The 13,914-nt window shown below is 69.0% G+C and carries 11 protein-coding genes; 1 reads left to right on the forward strand and 10 read right to left on the reverse strand.

What is annotated here, in order from left to right; genetic code table 11:
- Positions 1-6: 6 nt before the first annotated feature.
- The 10 genes from carB to OXG83_17965 all read right to left on the reverse strand — a co-directional run bounded on the left by carB (position 7) and on the right by OXG83_17965 (position 13,074).
- A complete protein-coding gene (gene carB, locus OXG83_17920; GenBank protein MCY3966893.1) occupies positions 7-3,228 on the reverse strand; it encodes a carbamoyl-phosphate synthase large subunit in 3,222 nt (1,073 codons plus the stop codon).
- A gap of 366 nt (positions 3,229-3,594) precedes the next feature.
- A complete protein-coding gene (locus OXG83_17925) occupies positions 3,595-4,821 on the reverse strand; it encodes an ABC transporter permease (GenBank protein ID MCY3966894.1) in 1,227 nt (408 codons plus the stop codon).
- Positions 4,818-5,918: a glutamine-hydrolyzing carbamoyl-phosphate synthase small subunit gene (carA, locus tag OXG83_17930; GenBank protein ID MCY3966895.1), complete on the reverse strand. Its 1,101-nt coding sequence runs from the start codon at positions 5,916-5,918 to the stop codon at positions 4,818-4,820. Before carA ends, OXG83_17925 begins: the two co-directional genes overlap by 4 nt.
- The gene (gene mce, locus OXG83_17935; GenBank protein MCY3966896.1) at positions 5,915-6,316 is read right to left on the reverse strand and encodes a methylmalonyl-CoA epimerase; all 402 of its coding nucleotides are present in this window, start codon (positions 6,314-6,316) and stop codon (positions 5,915-5,917) included. The genes carA and mce overlap by 4 nt, the downstream gene beginning before the upstream one ends.
- Entirely contained in the window at positions 6,270-7,352 is a 1,083-nt protein-coding gene (meaB, locus tag OXG83_17940; protein ID MCY3966897.1) for a methylmalonyl Co-A mutase-associated GTPase MeaB, read from the reverse strand. The genes mce and meaB overlap by 47 nt, the downstream gene beginning before the upstream one ends.
- Entirely contained in the window at positions 7,349-9,193 is a 1,845-nt protein-coding gene (locus OXG83_17945; protein MCY3966898.1) for a SpoIID/LytB domain-containing protein, read from the reverse strand. Before OXG83_17945 ends, meaB begins: the two co-directional genes overlap by 4 nt.
- A gap of 56 nt (positions 9,194-9,249) precedes the next feature.
- Entirely contained in the window at positions 9,250-9,999 is a 750-nt protein-coding gene (locus tag OXG83_17950; protein ID MCY3966899.1) for an ATP-binding protein, read from the reverse strand.
- Positions 9,996-10,352 (reverse strand): MerR family transcriptional regulator, encoded by a 357-nt coding sequence (locus tag OXG83_17955; protein MCY3966900.1) that lies wholly within the window; start codon positions 10,350-10,352, stop codon positions 9,996-9,998. The genes OXG83_17950 and OXG83_17955 overlap by 4 nt, the downstream gene beginning before the upstream one ends.
- Before the next feature lie 82 nt (positions 10,353-10,434).
- A complete protein-coding gene (gene dnaK / locus OXG83_17960; protein MCY3966901.1) occupies positions 10,435-12,366 on the reverse strand; it encodes a molecular chaperone DnaK in 1,932 nt (643 codons plus the stop codon).
- Positions 12,367-12,606: 240 nt separating this feature from the next.
- A complete protein-coding gene (locus OXG83_17965) occupies positions 12,607-13,074 on the reverse strand; it encodes a DUF1844 domain-containing protein (GenBank protein ID MCY3966902.1) in 468 nt (155 codons plus the stop codon).
- Positions 13,075-13,093: 19 nt separating this feature from the next.
- Between OXG83_17965 and mazG the strand changes: the two genes are divergently transcribed.
- Complete coding sequence (gene mazG / locus OXG83_17970; protein ID MCY3966903.1) at positions 13,094-13,906, forward strand: nucleoside triphosphate pyrophosphohydrolase; 813 nt, start codon at positions 13,094-13,096, stop codon at positions 13,904-13,906.
- Positions 13,907-13,914 lie beyond the last annotated feature (8 nt).

A 13,914-nucleotide genomic window follows, 5' to 3' on the forward strand; every position in this document is an offset into this window, starting at 1 on the left:
ACGCGCTCAGGCGCCCGCCAGGGCCGGGGCTTCCAGATCCTGCAGGCTGGTCACCTGCAGCAGACTGTCGCGCAGCGCCTCGATCGCATCGACGGCCGCCATCGCGCCGGAGATCGTCGTCACGCACGGGATGTCGAACTTGAGCGCCGTGGTGCGGATCTCCATGTCGTCCTTGTACGACTCGCCGCCCAGGGGCGTGTTCACGATCAGGCCGACCTCGCCATTGATCAGGTAGTCGACGACGTGCGGCCGGCCCTCGGCCACCTTGTTCACGCGCCGCGTCACGATGCCCCGGCTGCTCAGGTAGGCGGCGGTGCCGGCCGTGCACAGCAGCTCGAAACCGAGATCCCGCAGCCGCTCCGCCACCCTGAACAACGCCTTCTTGTCCCGGTCGTTGACCGAGAGGAACGCCGCTCCGCTGTCCGGGAGCGCATGGCCGGCACCCAGCCAGGCCTTGGCGAAGGCGCTGCCGAAGGAACGTCCGACGCCCATCACCTCGCCGGTCGACTTCATTTCCGGTCCGAGCACCGGGTCGACGCCGTGGAACCGGTCGAAGGGGAAGACGGGCGCCTTGACGAAGAAGCGGTCGACCGGCGGTTCGGACACGAGACCGATCTCATCGAGGGTCTCGCCCACCATGACCCGGGTCGCGATCTGCACCAGGGGAAGACCGACCGCCTTGGCGATGAAGGGCACCGTCCGCGATGCCCGGGGATTCACCTCCAGCACGTACACGTCGCCGCCATAGAGCGCGAACTGCACGTTCATCAGACCGACCACGCCGAGCCGCAGCGCGAGCCGCACCGCGATGTCGCGCATCCGATCGAGATCGGGCTCGCTCACCCGGTAGGGCGGCAGCACCGCCGCCGAGTCGCCCGAGTGGATGCCCGCCTCCTCGATGTGCTGCATGATGCCGCAGACCACCGCGCGCCTGCCGTCCGAAACCAGGTCGACATCGACCTCGAAGGCGTCCTCGAGGAAGCGGTCGAGAAGCACCGGGCGGCCGGGCGAGACGTCCGCGGCGCGGCGCATGTAGTTCAAGAGCGTCGGCTGGTCGTAGCAGATGGACATCGCGCGACCGCCGAGCACGTAACTCGGCCGGACGACCACCGGGTAGCCGATCTCGTCCGCCACGCCGCAGGCCTCGTCGAGCGACACGGCGGAGCCGTTCGCCGGCAGCAGGATCTTCTCTTCCGCGAGCAGGTCGCCGAAGCGCCGGCGATCCTCGGCCAGATCGATCGCCTCCGGCGAGGTTCCCAGGATGTTCACCCCCGCCGCCTCCAGGCTGCGCGCCAGCTTGAGCGGCGTCTGGCCCCCGAGCTGGACGATCACCCCGAGCGGCTGCTCACGGCGGTAGATCGCCATCACGTGCTCGAGCGTCAGCGGCTCGAAGTACAGCCGGTCCGAGGTGTCGTAGTCGGTCGAGACCGTCTCCGGGTTGCAGTTGACCATGATCGTCTCGAAACCGGCCCGCCGCAGCGCGAACGTGGCGTGAACGCAGCAGTAGTCGAACTCGATTCCCTGGCCGATCCGGTTCGGCCCCGAGCCGAGGATCATCACCTTCCTGCGGTCGGTCGGCAGGGCCTCGTCCTCGACGCCGGGCGTCGAGTACAGATACGGCGTGATCGCCGAGAACTCCGCCGCACATGTATCGACCCGCTTGAACACCCGGTCCAGGTTCCGCCTCGTGATCTCCCGCGACACCAGGTCCTCCTCGCTGCCGAGCAGCGACGCGAGGCGCTGATCGCCGAGACCGTTCAGGCGGGCGCGGCGCAGGAGCGGATCGGGGACCGAATCGAGATCCCAGCAGGCGAGTTCCGCCTCGCACTCCACGACCGATTCGATCTCGCGCAGGAACCAGGGGTCGATGCTGGAGGCGCCGGCGACCTCTTCGACCGTCCAGCCCTGGCGGAGCGCCGCGAAGACGGCGAAGAGCCGCTGCCAGTTCGGCGTACTGAGCCGCCGCCGCAGACTGACCGGGTCGCTGACCAGCTCCTCCTGCTGCGGCCACGCGGCTTCCAGCTCCAGGCCGGAGAGGCCCTTCATCAGCGCCTCGCGGAAGTTGCCGCCGATCGCCATCACCTCGCCGACCGACTTCATCGACGTGCCCAGGGTGCCGTCGGCGCGCTCGAACTTCTCGAACGCCCAGCGCGGGATCTTGACCACCGTGTAGTCCAGCGTCGGCTCGAAGGCGGCGAAGGTCTTGCCGGTGATGTCGTTGGCGATCTCGTCCAGGGTGTACCCGACGGCGAGCTGGGCCGCGATCTTGGCGATCGGGAAGCCCGTCGCCTTGGAGGCCAGAGCGGAACTCCGGGACACCCGCGGGTTCATCTCGATGACCACGCGCCGTCCGGTCCCGGGCTCCACCGCGAACTGGATGTTCGAGCCCCCGGTCGCGACGCCCACCGTGCGGATCACGGTGAAGGAATCGTCGCGCATGTCCTGGTACTCGGGGTCGGACAGGGTCTGCTGCGGCGCCACGGTGATCGAGTCGCCGGTGTGCACGCCCATCGGATCCACGTTCTCGACCGAGCAGACGACGATCGCGTTGTCCGCGACGTCGCGCATCACCTCCAGCTCGAACTCCTTCCAGCCCAGAACCGACTGTTCGAGCAGGATGAGCGAAACCGGACTCGCCTGCAGGGCGCGGGAGATCACGTCGTCGATCTCGTCTCGGTTGAAGACCACGCCGCCGCCCTCGCCGCCCAGGGTGAAGCTGGGCCGTACGATGACCGGGAAGCCCAGGCGTTCGATGATCTCCCGCGCCTCCTTGAGCGTCTTCGCGGTACCGCTTTCGGGCACTTCGAGCCCGGCCTCGACCATGGCCCTCTTGAAGAGCTGGCGATCCTCGCCCAGGCGCAGGGCTTCGATGCCGGCCCCGAGGAGCTTCATGCCGGAGGTCCTGAGAAACCCCGACTCGGACAGCGCCAGCGTCAGGTTGATGCCGGTCTGGCCGCCGACCGTCGGCAGCAGCGCATCCGGCCGCTCCCGCTCGATGATCCGCTCCACGACCTCGGGCACCAGCGGCTCGACGTAGGTCGCGTCCGCGAACTCCGGGTCGGTCATGATCGTCGCCGGGTTCGAGTTGACCAGGATCACCCGGTAACCCTCGCGGCGGAGCACCCGGCAGGCTTGGGTGCCGGAGTAGTCGAACTCGCACGCCTGACCGATGACGATCGGCCCGGAACCGAAGATCAGGATCGATTCGATGTCCGTCCGCCTCGCCATGAGCGCGCGGAGTGTATCTGCAACCGCGGGACGGGAATTCGTGGAAATCTCACCCTCGGAGTAAACACTTTGGCCTCGAGTACCGTATAGTTCTCATAGAGGCGGCACCGAGTCGCCGGCACAGTGTCAATCGACTTTGGGCCCCGGCTCCCGTGTCGTCACCCACCGGGTTGCGACTGGACCGCGTCCGCGGCCAGCGGAACTGCAACCCACCACCCGGACATCGTCCGGACCTGCCTCAAACCTTCAGACCTCCGGGTCGGGCGGCCACGGCCTTCCGACACGCGATTCACCAGGGAGGGGTTGCTTTCACGCAACCCCTCCTTCCAATTGAGCTTCCCGACCGGCGCCCCGGCGTTGCCGCGCCTACTCCCAGCGCAGGGCACGCGCCGGTTCGACCGCCGCTCCCAGCCTCGCCGGCCACCAGCAGGCGAGCGCCGTCACCAGCAGGCTAAAGCCGGCCACCGCCAGCAGATCCAGGGTCCGCACGTCGAAGGGAACGCTGCTGATGAAGTAGATCTCCGCCACGCCCGGATCGAACCGCACGAGTTCGTAGCGCGTGATGATCACGCTGATCAGGGCGCCAAGGCCCAGACCGAGAGCCGTTCCCACGACGCCCAGGCTCATCCCGCCGAGCAGGAACACTCGCCGCACCCGCCGGGGTCCGAGACCCAGGGCGGCAAGCACCGCCGTGTCCCTTCCCCGCTCCCGAACCAGGACGACCAGTGCCGACGCGATGTTGAACGTCGACACGAGGACGATCAGGCCCAGGATGAGGAACAGACCCCACTTCTGCAGCCGGAAGGCGGCGAAGATGCCGCGGTTGCTGAGACGCCAGTCGGTCACCAGCGCCTCCGCGCCCACGAGTTCCTCGATCCTCTCCTGCACGGCGGACACCGAGGCCCCGGGTGCCGTAGCCACCTCGATGACCACCTGGCCTCCGCCGAGAGCGACAGCCGTTTCACGGTGGACGACGGCGTAGCCGCGGTCGTACTCGGAGAAGCCGGTCTCGAAGGCGCCGGCGATCCGGAGGGTGCGGAAGGCGAACTGGGGACCGGAAGAAGCCGGGGGGAGGATCGCCGTCAGGCTCACCCGGTCACCTTCCGACACGCCCAGCGCGCGCTGCAGTTCACGGCCCACGACGATCGCATCGGTCCCGGCATCGTCACGCGCGAGCTGATCCTCGCTGGCGCCGAACGACGAGGCGCCGGGCAGGACGCCGCGCGTGACGACATCGACGCCCGCCCGATTGCCGCCGCCGGAAAGCAGACCCTGACCAGCCACGGTCACGGCGACCGTTCGGGTGCCCGGCACGGTCCGCAGACGTTCGGCGAGCCCGTCCGCGGCCACCGGGTCCAGAGCGGCGTCGCCGAGCGGCTGGACGAGGAGCGGGCCCGCCTCGAGCAGCCGGGTCCGGACGCTGTCGCTGTAGCCGCTCATCAGGGCCATCGAGATGACCATGGAAGCCACACCCAGCGCCGTCGAGCCGAGAGCGGAGCGCGCCGTCCCGCTCAGCAGCCGGCTGCGCGCGCCGAACAGGTAGCGCGCGGCGATCCACCAGACCACCCTGCCACCGTCCGCCCCCTTGTTCACAAGGCTTCGTTTCGTGGCCCGGCCTCCTGGACGCAGACATCCAGGAACTCTCCGAAGAGGCGCGCCGCATCGTGCGGCCCCGGCGCCGCTTCCGGGTGGTACTGGACCGAGAAGATCGGTCGTCCGACGGCCTTGAACGCCTCGACCGTGCCGTCGTTCAGGTTGACCGCCGCCACCTTGCAGTCGTCGGGAAGGCTGTCCGCGCTCAGGGCGAAGCCGTGGTTCTGGCTGGTGATCGAGACCTGGCCGGTCTCCTCGTCACGCACCGGCTGGTTGCCGCCGTGGTGGCCGAACTTCAGCTTGAAGGTCTTGCCACCCAGGGCCAGACCGAGCAGTTGGTGGCCGAGGCAGATGCCGAAGGTGGGCACCCTGGCGTCGACCAGTTCACGCACCTCGCGGACGATCTCGTGGAGCGGCTCGGGATCCCCCGGGCCGTTCGACAGCACGACGCCGTCGACGCCCAGCGCCAGACAATCGGCTGCCGGCGTCCGCGCGGGCAGCACCGTCACCCGAGCGCCGTGCCGGACCAGGGAACGCAGAATGTTCTGCTTGACACCGAAGTCGTAGACGGCCAGCCGGACCTTCTCCTCGCTCTCCGGCTCGATGTCGTACGGAGACTCGCAGGTGACCTCGTCGACGAGAGCCCGTCCCTCCATCGTCGGCTGCTGGCGAACCTGGTCGATCAGCTCCTCATCGGGACGGTCGCAACTCGTGATCATGCCGCGCATGGCGCCGAAGTCGCGCAGCCGGCGCACGGCCGCGCGGGTGTCGATGCCCGCCAGGGTCGGAACGCCGTTCGTCTCCAGATAGGCGCCCAGGTCGGTATCCCCCAGACCGGAGCGGCGGCTGGTGAACTCACGGGCGACGAACCCCTCGACCCAGACCCGGTGCGACTCCTCGGCGCCGTCGTAGGCACCGTAGTTGCCGATGTGGGGTTGGGTCATGATGACGATCTGCCCCCGGTACGAGGGGTCGGTCAGGATCTCCTGGTAGCCCGTCATCGAGGTGTTGAAGACGATCTCCGCGAAGCGGCTGCCTTCGACCAGAGCCTCCCCGTGGAAGACGGAGCCGTCCTCGAGAATCAGGCGGCCACTCACGACGCTGGCTCGGAGAGTTCGACCAGTACGCCGCCGGCGCTCTTCGGATGAACGAACTGCACGGTCGCGCCCTCAGCCCCCGGCCCCGGCCGCTCGCGCAGCAGCTCCACGCCGTCCCCGCGCAGGCGCGTGTCGTCCGCGTCGATGTCGTCGCTCTTCAGGCAGAGGTGGTGGATTCCCGGACCCCGGCGCTCCAGAAACCGCGCGACCGGCGAATCGGCCGACAGCGGCTCCAGGAGTTCGATCCGGCTGGCGCCGCATGGAATCATCGCGACGCGCACGCCCTCGTGTTCGACCTCCTCGATCGCGGAGACCGCCAGACCCAGGTTCTCGTAGAACGTCCTGGCCTCTTCAATCGACGGCACGGCGATCGCGATGTGGTCCAGGGCGGTGATCATGAGCGGTTCCTCCGTCTCGCCGGAATCCACCGACGAACTCGGCGACCAGCCGGTCCGCAAGGTCATACGGATCCACCGGCCCGCCGTTTCCGGGCGCCCGATTCTGCTGCGATTCCGGCGCCCCGTAAAGAGCCCTCTCCCGCTCCGGATCCCCGGCTTCCGGAACGAGACCTCCAGACTCGACCGCGTCCATCGCGAGCCGCAGCACCTCGGCCCGGTAGAGGTCGAGCACCCGCCGGCGGAAACGGGCCGCCCGCCGGGCGGCGATCTCGCCGCCGGCTTCCAGCCCATCGAAGCACCCGGAGATCGCCTCGAGGAGTTCCGCCGTCCCCTCACCGGTCCGCGCGACCGTCGACACGACCGGCCGCCTCCCGCCCGCGCCGCCGGGCTCCGGGGAGGCGGCGTCCTCGATCGCAAGCCGCGCGGCGCCGGCCCCGGCCAGGTCGCCCTTGTTGACGACGAAGACATCCGCGATCTCCATCGTGCCGCTCTTGATCGCCTGAACGCCGTCGCCCAGACCGGGCGCCACAACCAGCACCACCAGGTCCGCGTTGCGGCGGATCAGCGTCTGGGCCTGCCCCGCGCCGACGGTCTCGACGAGAATCCACCGGAAACCCGCCGCGTCGAGCAGATCGGCGGCGGCGGCCGCCGCTCGCGCCAGACCGCCGGACGCACCGCGCGAGGCCATCGATCGGATGAAGACGCCCGGATCCGTCTCCAGGCCGGACATCCGAACCCGGTCGCCGAGCACCGCGCCGCCGGTCAGCGGGCTGGTGGGATCGAACGCCAGGACCGCCACGGGTTCGCCCCGCTTGCGGAGCTCCCGGGCCAGGGCGGCGGTCAGGGTGCTCTTGCCGACTCCCGGCGGACCGGTCAAACCCACCGTCATCGCCCGGCCGGCCCGGCGGAAGGCGGCCCTCGCCCACGCGGCCTCGGCGCCCCTCTCGATCGCCGTCAGGGCGCGGGCGAGACGCCGCGTCTCCCGCCAGGGCTCCGGGCCGTCCAGCCAGGCCTCGGGTGCGCCGTCCGCGGTCACGACCCGAAACTGCCGATGTCGACGGCACCGTAGTAGTGCCAGAGAATCTCCCGGTAGCTCAGACCGCGCTGCGCCATGAGGTAGGACCCGATCTGGCACATGCCGACGCCGTGCCCGCGTCCGCTGCCGTCGAACCGCCAACCGGCGACGTCGCCGGCGCCCGTTTCGGCGGTCATCCGGACCAGGTTCTCCGGTACATCGAGCAGCCAGCGGATGGCCAGACCCTGGACCTCGACCGAGCGCCGTTCGCCGATCAGGTCCAGCCTCGCGATCCGGCCCGAGACGCCCCGCTCGAGCACCTGCATCGACACCAGGCCCAAGCCGGGAAAGCGCCGCTCCACCGACTCCCTCAGCTCCCCGTGAGACCGCCAGACCGACCAGGGCACGGCGGCCGGTTGGCCTCCCGCAGAGGGTGCCTCGTGCACCACGAGAGCCACACGGCCACTGGCGAGGTAGGCGCGAACCCGATCCCCGGGAGCCATGTCGACCGCATCGACCGGAGCGCCCAGGTCCGCCGCCGGCGCGCCGGACGTCGCTGTGGCGATCGACAGTTCGGCCTCCGGCGCCAGGGGCAGCAACCGCCGCACGCCACGCTTGCGCAGTTGCAGCCAGCGGCCGTCCACCCCCACGAGATTCCCGGCCACGACCTGCAGCGCGCCCCTGGACAGGGCCCGGGCCAGACGCTCGCTCGGCCGGCGCGCCCGGACTCCCGCCATGCCGAGCGCCTTCAGCAGGTGCTGCTCCGGCGTTCCGCCGGCTCTTCCGACCAGGCGCACGCCGCCGCCTTCCACGCACGCGGTTCCGGTCGGACCTTCTCCAGCCAAACGCGGAAAGACGTTGCGCATGAGTTCCGTGCTGCCGCCGCAACTCGCCGTGAACAGGGCCTCGAGCGGCTCGCCCGACCGGACCAGGATCTCTCCCCGCGTTGCCGCCACCGCCTCATCCGAGCGCGGATGCTCCGCCTCGAGTCCCCCGTAGACCTGGCACAGGGGCGTCGCGCAGATGTCGTAGCCCTCACCCGCGAACTCGCTCCGGTGCCGCACCGCGTAGGTGCGCACAGCGACCGCCTGGGCCTTGGTCGCTTCGAACTCGGGGTACAGGTCCGGGCCCAACTCGCCCGGCACCACTCCGCGCACGTAGTCCTCGAGTGGCGCGGCGTTGACGACGTTGATGCCTGCACGGTCGTTCACGAACAGTTCGAGAGCGCCCCGATAGCGGCGGCCGAGAACATCCACGACGGCCCCGTCCGACTCCAGCCGGAGCCGCCTGCCGGCAATCCAACCGATGCCGTCGACAACGAAGCCGGGATCCTCCAGCACGGCGCCCTCGATCGCGATCCAGATGTCATCGAACCCTTCGACGCGGAGCCGGCCGCGGGCTTCCTCCGCCTGCTCCCGTTCTCCGTAACGCCCCACACGGACCCGATACAGCCCGGTGGCCGCGTCGAGGACGGAGGCCGCGTCCTGGTCGAGCAACCCGGCAAGCCGAACAGCCAGCCTCTCCGCCTGCCAGGAGTCCCGCAGCGCCGCCACCTGGAGCCGATGAACGCCCGCAGTCGCCTTCCCCGGTGCCGGCCGCACACTGAAGCGGCCATCCACCTCGTGCTTCTCGCCGTCCTCGGCCACCAGCCAGGAGCGGGACTCGCAGCAAGGAACTTCAAGGCGGTCCAGGTCCGTCGCGAGTCCTACCCGGATTTCCGCCGGCAGCACGATCCGCCCCGAAACACGACTCCCGTCGGGTGCCGGAGCCGGCCGTGCCGCGGCAACCAGCAGGCAGGCCGCCACGCCCACGCCGAAGCCGATCGCCCACCGCCCGACGTGCTCTGGCTTCCGCTTTCCCATCCGCCTCTTCCATACGTTATTGGAAATAGGCGAAACGGCGCTTCTCGGCCAGCGTTCTACCGGTGCTGGTGGGCCTGGACGTCGTGCCGGTAGTCACCGACGTCGTCGCTGATGCGGATCGGCTTCGCCATATGGTGCAGGCGGCTGACCAGGCTGGCCGAGACGCGGTCGGCAAGCGTCTGGCCGGCGGAGACGTCGTCCTCCCCCTCAGCCGCCAGGTCGTAGTTGCTGGTGAAGAGGGTCGGCCGCTTGGCCATGTAGCGGCCGTTGATCAGGAGGTAGAGAATGTCCAGGACGAAGGGCGTCGGCCGTCTGGCACCGAGCTCGTCGACCACGACCACATCCGCCTCCTGGAGCGGCCGCAGCAGATCGGTCTGGCTCAGCTCGTTGCCTGGCTGGAACGTGGACTGGATGTCCGCGACCAGCTTCGTGAAATCGACGAAACGGCCCCTCACGCCGTACTGCTCCGCGAGCTCGATCAGCACGGCCACCGCCAGGTGCGTCTTGCCCCGGCCACTCGGGCCCACGAAGACCAGGCCCCGTTCGCTCAGCGATCCGTCGTTCTCCAGGAACTCGTCGATGTACTCGTCACAATCGTGGCGAGCCCTGAGGAGCTGATCGCCGACATCCCCTGCCAGGCGGAAGTTGCTGAGCCGGCAACCCTGGTACTTGGGCGGAACGCCCAGGTCTTCGAGCCGCCGGCTGCGCACGCGCGCCGAGTGGCAACTGCAGCGACGCGCCCGATTCGTCGCCAGGTCGACGACCCAGCCACGGTCCTGGCAGAACTCGCAACCGGCCTCGCTCAATCCTCTTCCTCGACCTTCACCAGGGCGCCGCTTCGCACCCAGACGAGCGCGTGCCGCCGCCGGACACCGCGACGCCGGTCCGACACGTCGCGTTCCACGATCTCGAGCAGACGATTCCGCTCTTCCTCCAGCCGCGCCAGTCGCTCCTGCAGGGCCAGAACGACCTCGACGCCCGCAAGGTTGACGCCCATGTCGCGGGTCAGCGTCAGGATCGACTCCAGCCGGTGAAGGGAGTCTTCGTCGTAGAGACGCGTGTTGCCGTCGCTTCGTTGCGGCTGGAGCAGTCCCTCCCGCTCGTAGAGGCGCAGGGTCTGCGGGTGAATGTCGTAGCGCTCGGCCACCTTGCTGATCATCACGTAGCGACCGCCCCCCACTCGCCGGCGGCGGGACGGGGGGCGGCGCTTCCGTGAGGACCGGGACCCGACCATGGCGACCCTAGTTTGCCTTCTCGTCCCCGGATGTGTCGTCCACGTCGACGAAGTCGGCATCGATCACATCGTCGTCGCCCCCGGAGGCCGGACCTTCCGGTCCGGCGCCCGCTCCCGGCGCACCCTCCGGCGGCGCCTGAGCACTCGTCTGCTCGTAGATCACCTGGGCCAGCTTGTGCGAGGCCTGGGTCAGGCCGGCCGAAGCGCTGGCCATCGCGGCGGCGTCCTCCGCCTCCATGGCCTTCTTCGCTTCCTCGATCGCCGACTCGATCTCGCCGACATCGGTCTCGGACAGTTTGTCCTTGTGCTCGGCGAGGTTCTTCTCGGTGCCGTAGACGAGGGAGTCGAGCTGGTTGCGGGCGTCGATCACCTCCCGGCGCTGCTTGTCCTCCTCGCTGTGCGCCTTTGCGTCGTCGACCATCCGCTCGATCTCGTCCTTGTCGATGCCGCCTGAACCGGTGATCGTGATCTTCTGCTCCTTGCCCGTGCCCTTGTCCTTGGCCGAGACGTTGACGATGCCGTTCGCGTCGATGTCGAAGGTGACCTCGATCTGCGGCATGCCCCGGGGCGCGGGCGGGATCCCCACCAGATGGAAGCGACCGAGTGTCCGGTTGTGGCCCGCCATCTCGCGTTCGCCCTGCAACACGTGGACCTCGACCGAGGTCTGGTTGTCGCCGGCGGTGGAGAACGTCTCGCTCTTGCGCGTCGGGATCGTCGTGTTCCGGTCGATCAGCTTCGTGAACACGCCGCCCAGCGTCTCGATGCCGAGGGACAGGGGCGTGACGTCCAGCAGCAGGACGTCCGTGACGTCTCCCGCCAGCACGCCGCCCTGAATCGCGGCGCCGATCGCGACGACCTCGTCCGGATTCACTCCCCTGTGCGGCTCGCGGCCAAAGAACTCCTTGACCGCGTTCTGCACCGCGGGCATCCGGGTCTGGCCGCCGACCATGACGACCTCCTCGATGTCGCTGGTTCCGAGACCCGCATCCTTCAGAGCCTGCCGGCACGGGCCGAGCGTGCTCCCGACCAGGTCTTCGACGAGCTGCTCCAGCTTGCTCCGGGACAACTTGACGTTCAGGTGCTTGGGACCCGAGGCGTCGGCGGTCACGAAGGGCAGGTTGATCTCGGTTTCCTGCACTCCGGACAGCTCGATCTTCGCCTTCTCGCCCGCCTCCTTGAGGCGCTGCATGGCCATCGGATCCTGGCCCAGATCGATGCCCTGGTCCTTCTTGAACTCCGCCAGCAGCCAGTCGATGATCCGCTGGTCGATGTTGTCGCCGCCGAGGTGGGTGTCGCCGTTCGTCGACTTCACCTCGACGACCCCCTCACCGACTTCCAGGATGGAGATGTCGAAGGTGCCGCCACCAAAGTCGTACACGGCGATCGTGCGGTCGCCCTCCTTGTCCAGGCCGTAGGCGAGCGCCGCCGCCGTCGGCTCGTTGACCAGCCGTTCCACGGTCAGACCGGCGATCTGGCCGGCGTCGCGCGTCGCCTGACGCTGGGCGTCGTTGAAGTATGCCGGCACGGTGATCACCGCCCGGTCGACCGGACCGCCGAGGTAGTCCTCCGCCGCCTGCTTCAGCTTCTGCAGGACCATGGCAGAGATCTGCGGCGGCGTGTAGCTCTTGCCCGCGGCCTCGATCTGGACGTCATCGCCCGAACTCGTGACCGAGTAGGGGACCATCTTCTGCTCCCCCGAAACCTCGCCCAGGCGCCGGCCCATGAAGCGCTTGATCGAGAAGACCGTGTTCTGCGGATTCGTCACCGCCTGCCGCTTCGCGACCTGTCCGACCAACCGCTCGCCCTTGTCGGTGAACGCGACAATCGACGGCGTGGTCCGACTTCCCTCCGAGTTCGGAACCACCTTCGGATCCGAACCCTCCATCAGGGCGACGACGCTGTTCGTCGTCCCCAAGTCGATACCGATGATCTTGCTCAAGTTCTCGTCTCCCGATCGCCCGCGCCAACCGGCGCGAACGGTTGTTTTCCTGGCTCTTCGGTTCGCCGCCGGGGCTGCGGCCCCGACGCGCCGAGCATCCTAAGACCTAAGCGGCTTGATGTCAAGTCCTGCGGAGCGCATATCTGATATCTATACGCTCATATACGCGCGGCCAGGCCAGTACACCAACCCGATCACGGCGCTCCAGGATGGACCAGCGCCCCTTTCCCGACTGTTGGGTCAGCTACGGGTCTTCTCGACGTAGCGCATCCGGAGCTGGGCGAGCAGGTCCTCGAGCAAAGCCGTTTCCTGAGCGCTCACGTTCCCCCGGGTCTTCTCCTGGAGCACCCCCAGCAGGTCGATGTGCATGCGAGCCCGCGGCAGATCCTCAGCACTCTGGCCATCCGGAAGCTGCGCATCGCCGAGCAGGAAGGCGATCGGCTCGGCGAGCATGGCCACCAGATCCATGAAGCCGGGCCCGGCACCTGCCGCCGGCGACGGGCCCGCGGCGGCCTCTGCGGGTCCCGTGCCCGGGCCGCCCAGGGACGGTTCGCCGCCGTCCACGCCCGAGGTTTCGCGCGGGGCAGTGTCCGGTGCCGCGGGCGACGGGGCCTCGGCGCCTTTCGCGTCCTTCTGCTGCTCGAGAAAGCGGTACTCTTCGCGCAGCTCGCCGTCGTCCGTGAACATCCTCCTGTCGGTGACCTTCACATCCGACCCCCACCGAAGAATGAGCGATCGTAACAGAGCCGGCGGAGCGGCACGGGACCCCTCCTCACTGGCTCCGATCGGCACCCTGATCGACCGGCTCCGCCGGGATTGTCCCTGGGATCGCGAGCTGTCCCTTCGGGATCTGCGCGCCTACCTGATCGAGGAGGCGCACGAGCTGGCCGCCGCGATCGACGAGCGCGATCCCGCGGCGATCAACGAGGAGCTGGGCGATCTGCTCTTCGAGGCCGTCTACGTCGCCCGGCTCGCCAGCGCCGAGCTGTCGGACGTGCCGGTCGGCGACGCGATTCGAACCGTGATCGAGAAGATGGTGGCCCGTCACCCGCACGTGTTCGGCGACGAGGAGGCCTCATCCGCGGCCGAGGTCGCGGCCCTCTGGGAGCAACGCAAACGTGATCGGGCCGGACGTTCCGTGCTGGACGGCGTACCCGCATCGCTGCCGGCCCTGGTCGGCGCCTACCGTCTCGGTCAGAAGGCGGCCGGCATCGGCTTCGACTGGGACGCGGCCGCCGCCGTGCGCGCCAAGGTGTCCGAGGAGCTCGAGGAGCTGGACCGGGAGATGGCGACGGACGAGTCGGCGCCGACGACGAAGGTCGAAGAGGAGTTGGGCGACGTCCTCTTCGCCGTGGCCAATCTGGCTCGCCATCTCAAGGTGGATCCGGAGCGCGCCCTCGCGTCAGCGAACAGGAAGTTCCGCCGCCGCTTCGCGGTGGTGGAAGCGGAACTCGAATCGGGAGTCCGCGCCGAGATCGACGGCAACCGGATGGAGTTGATGGAACGGCTGTGGGAGCGTGCCAAGCGGGAAGAGGAGTAACCCCGCGG

This window comes from Acidobacteriota bacterium (genome assembly GCA_026707545.1).
Taxonomy (GTDB): domain Bacteria; phylum Acidobacteriota; class Thermoanaerobaculia; order Multivoradales; family Multivoraceae; genus Multivorans.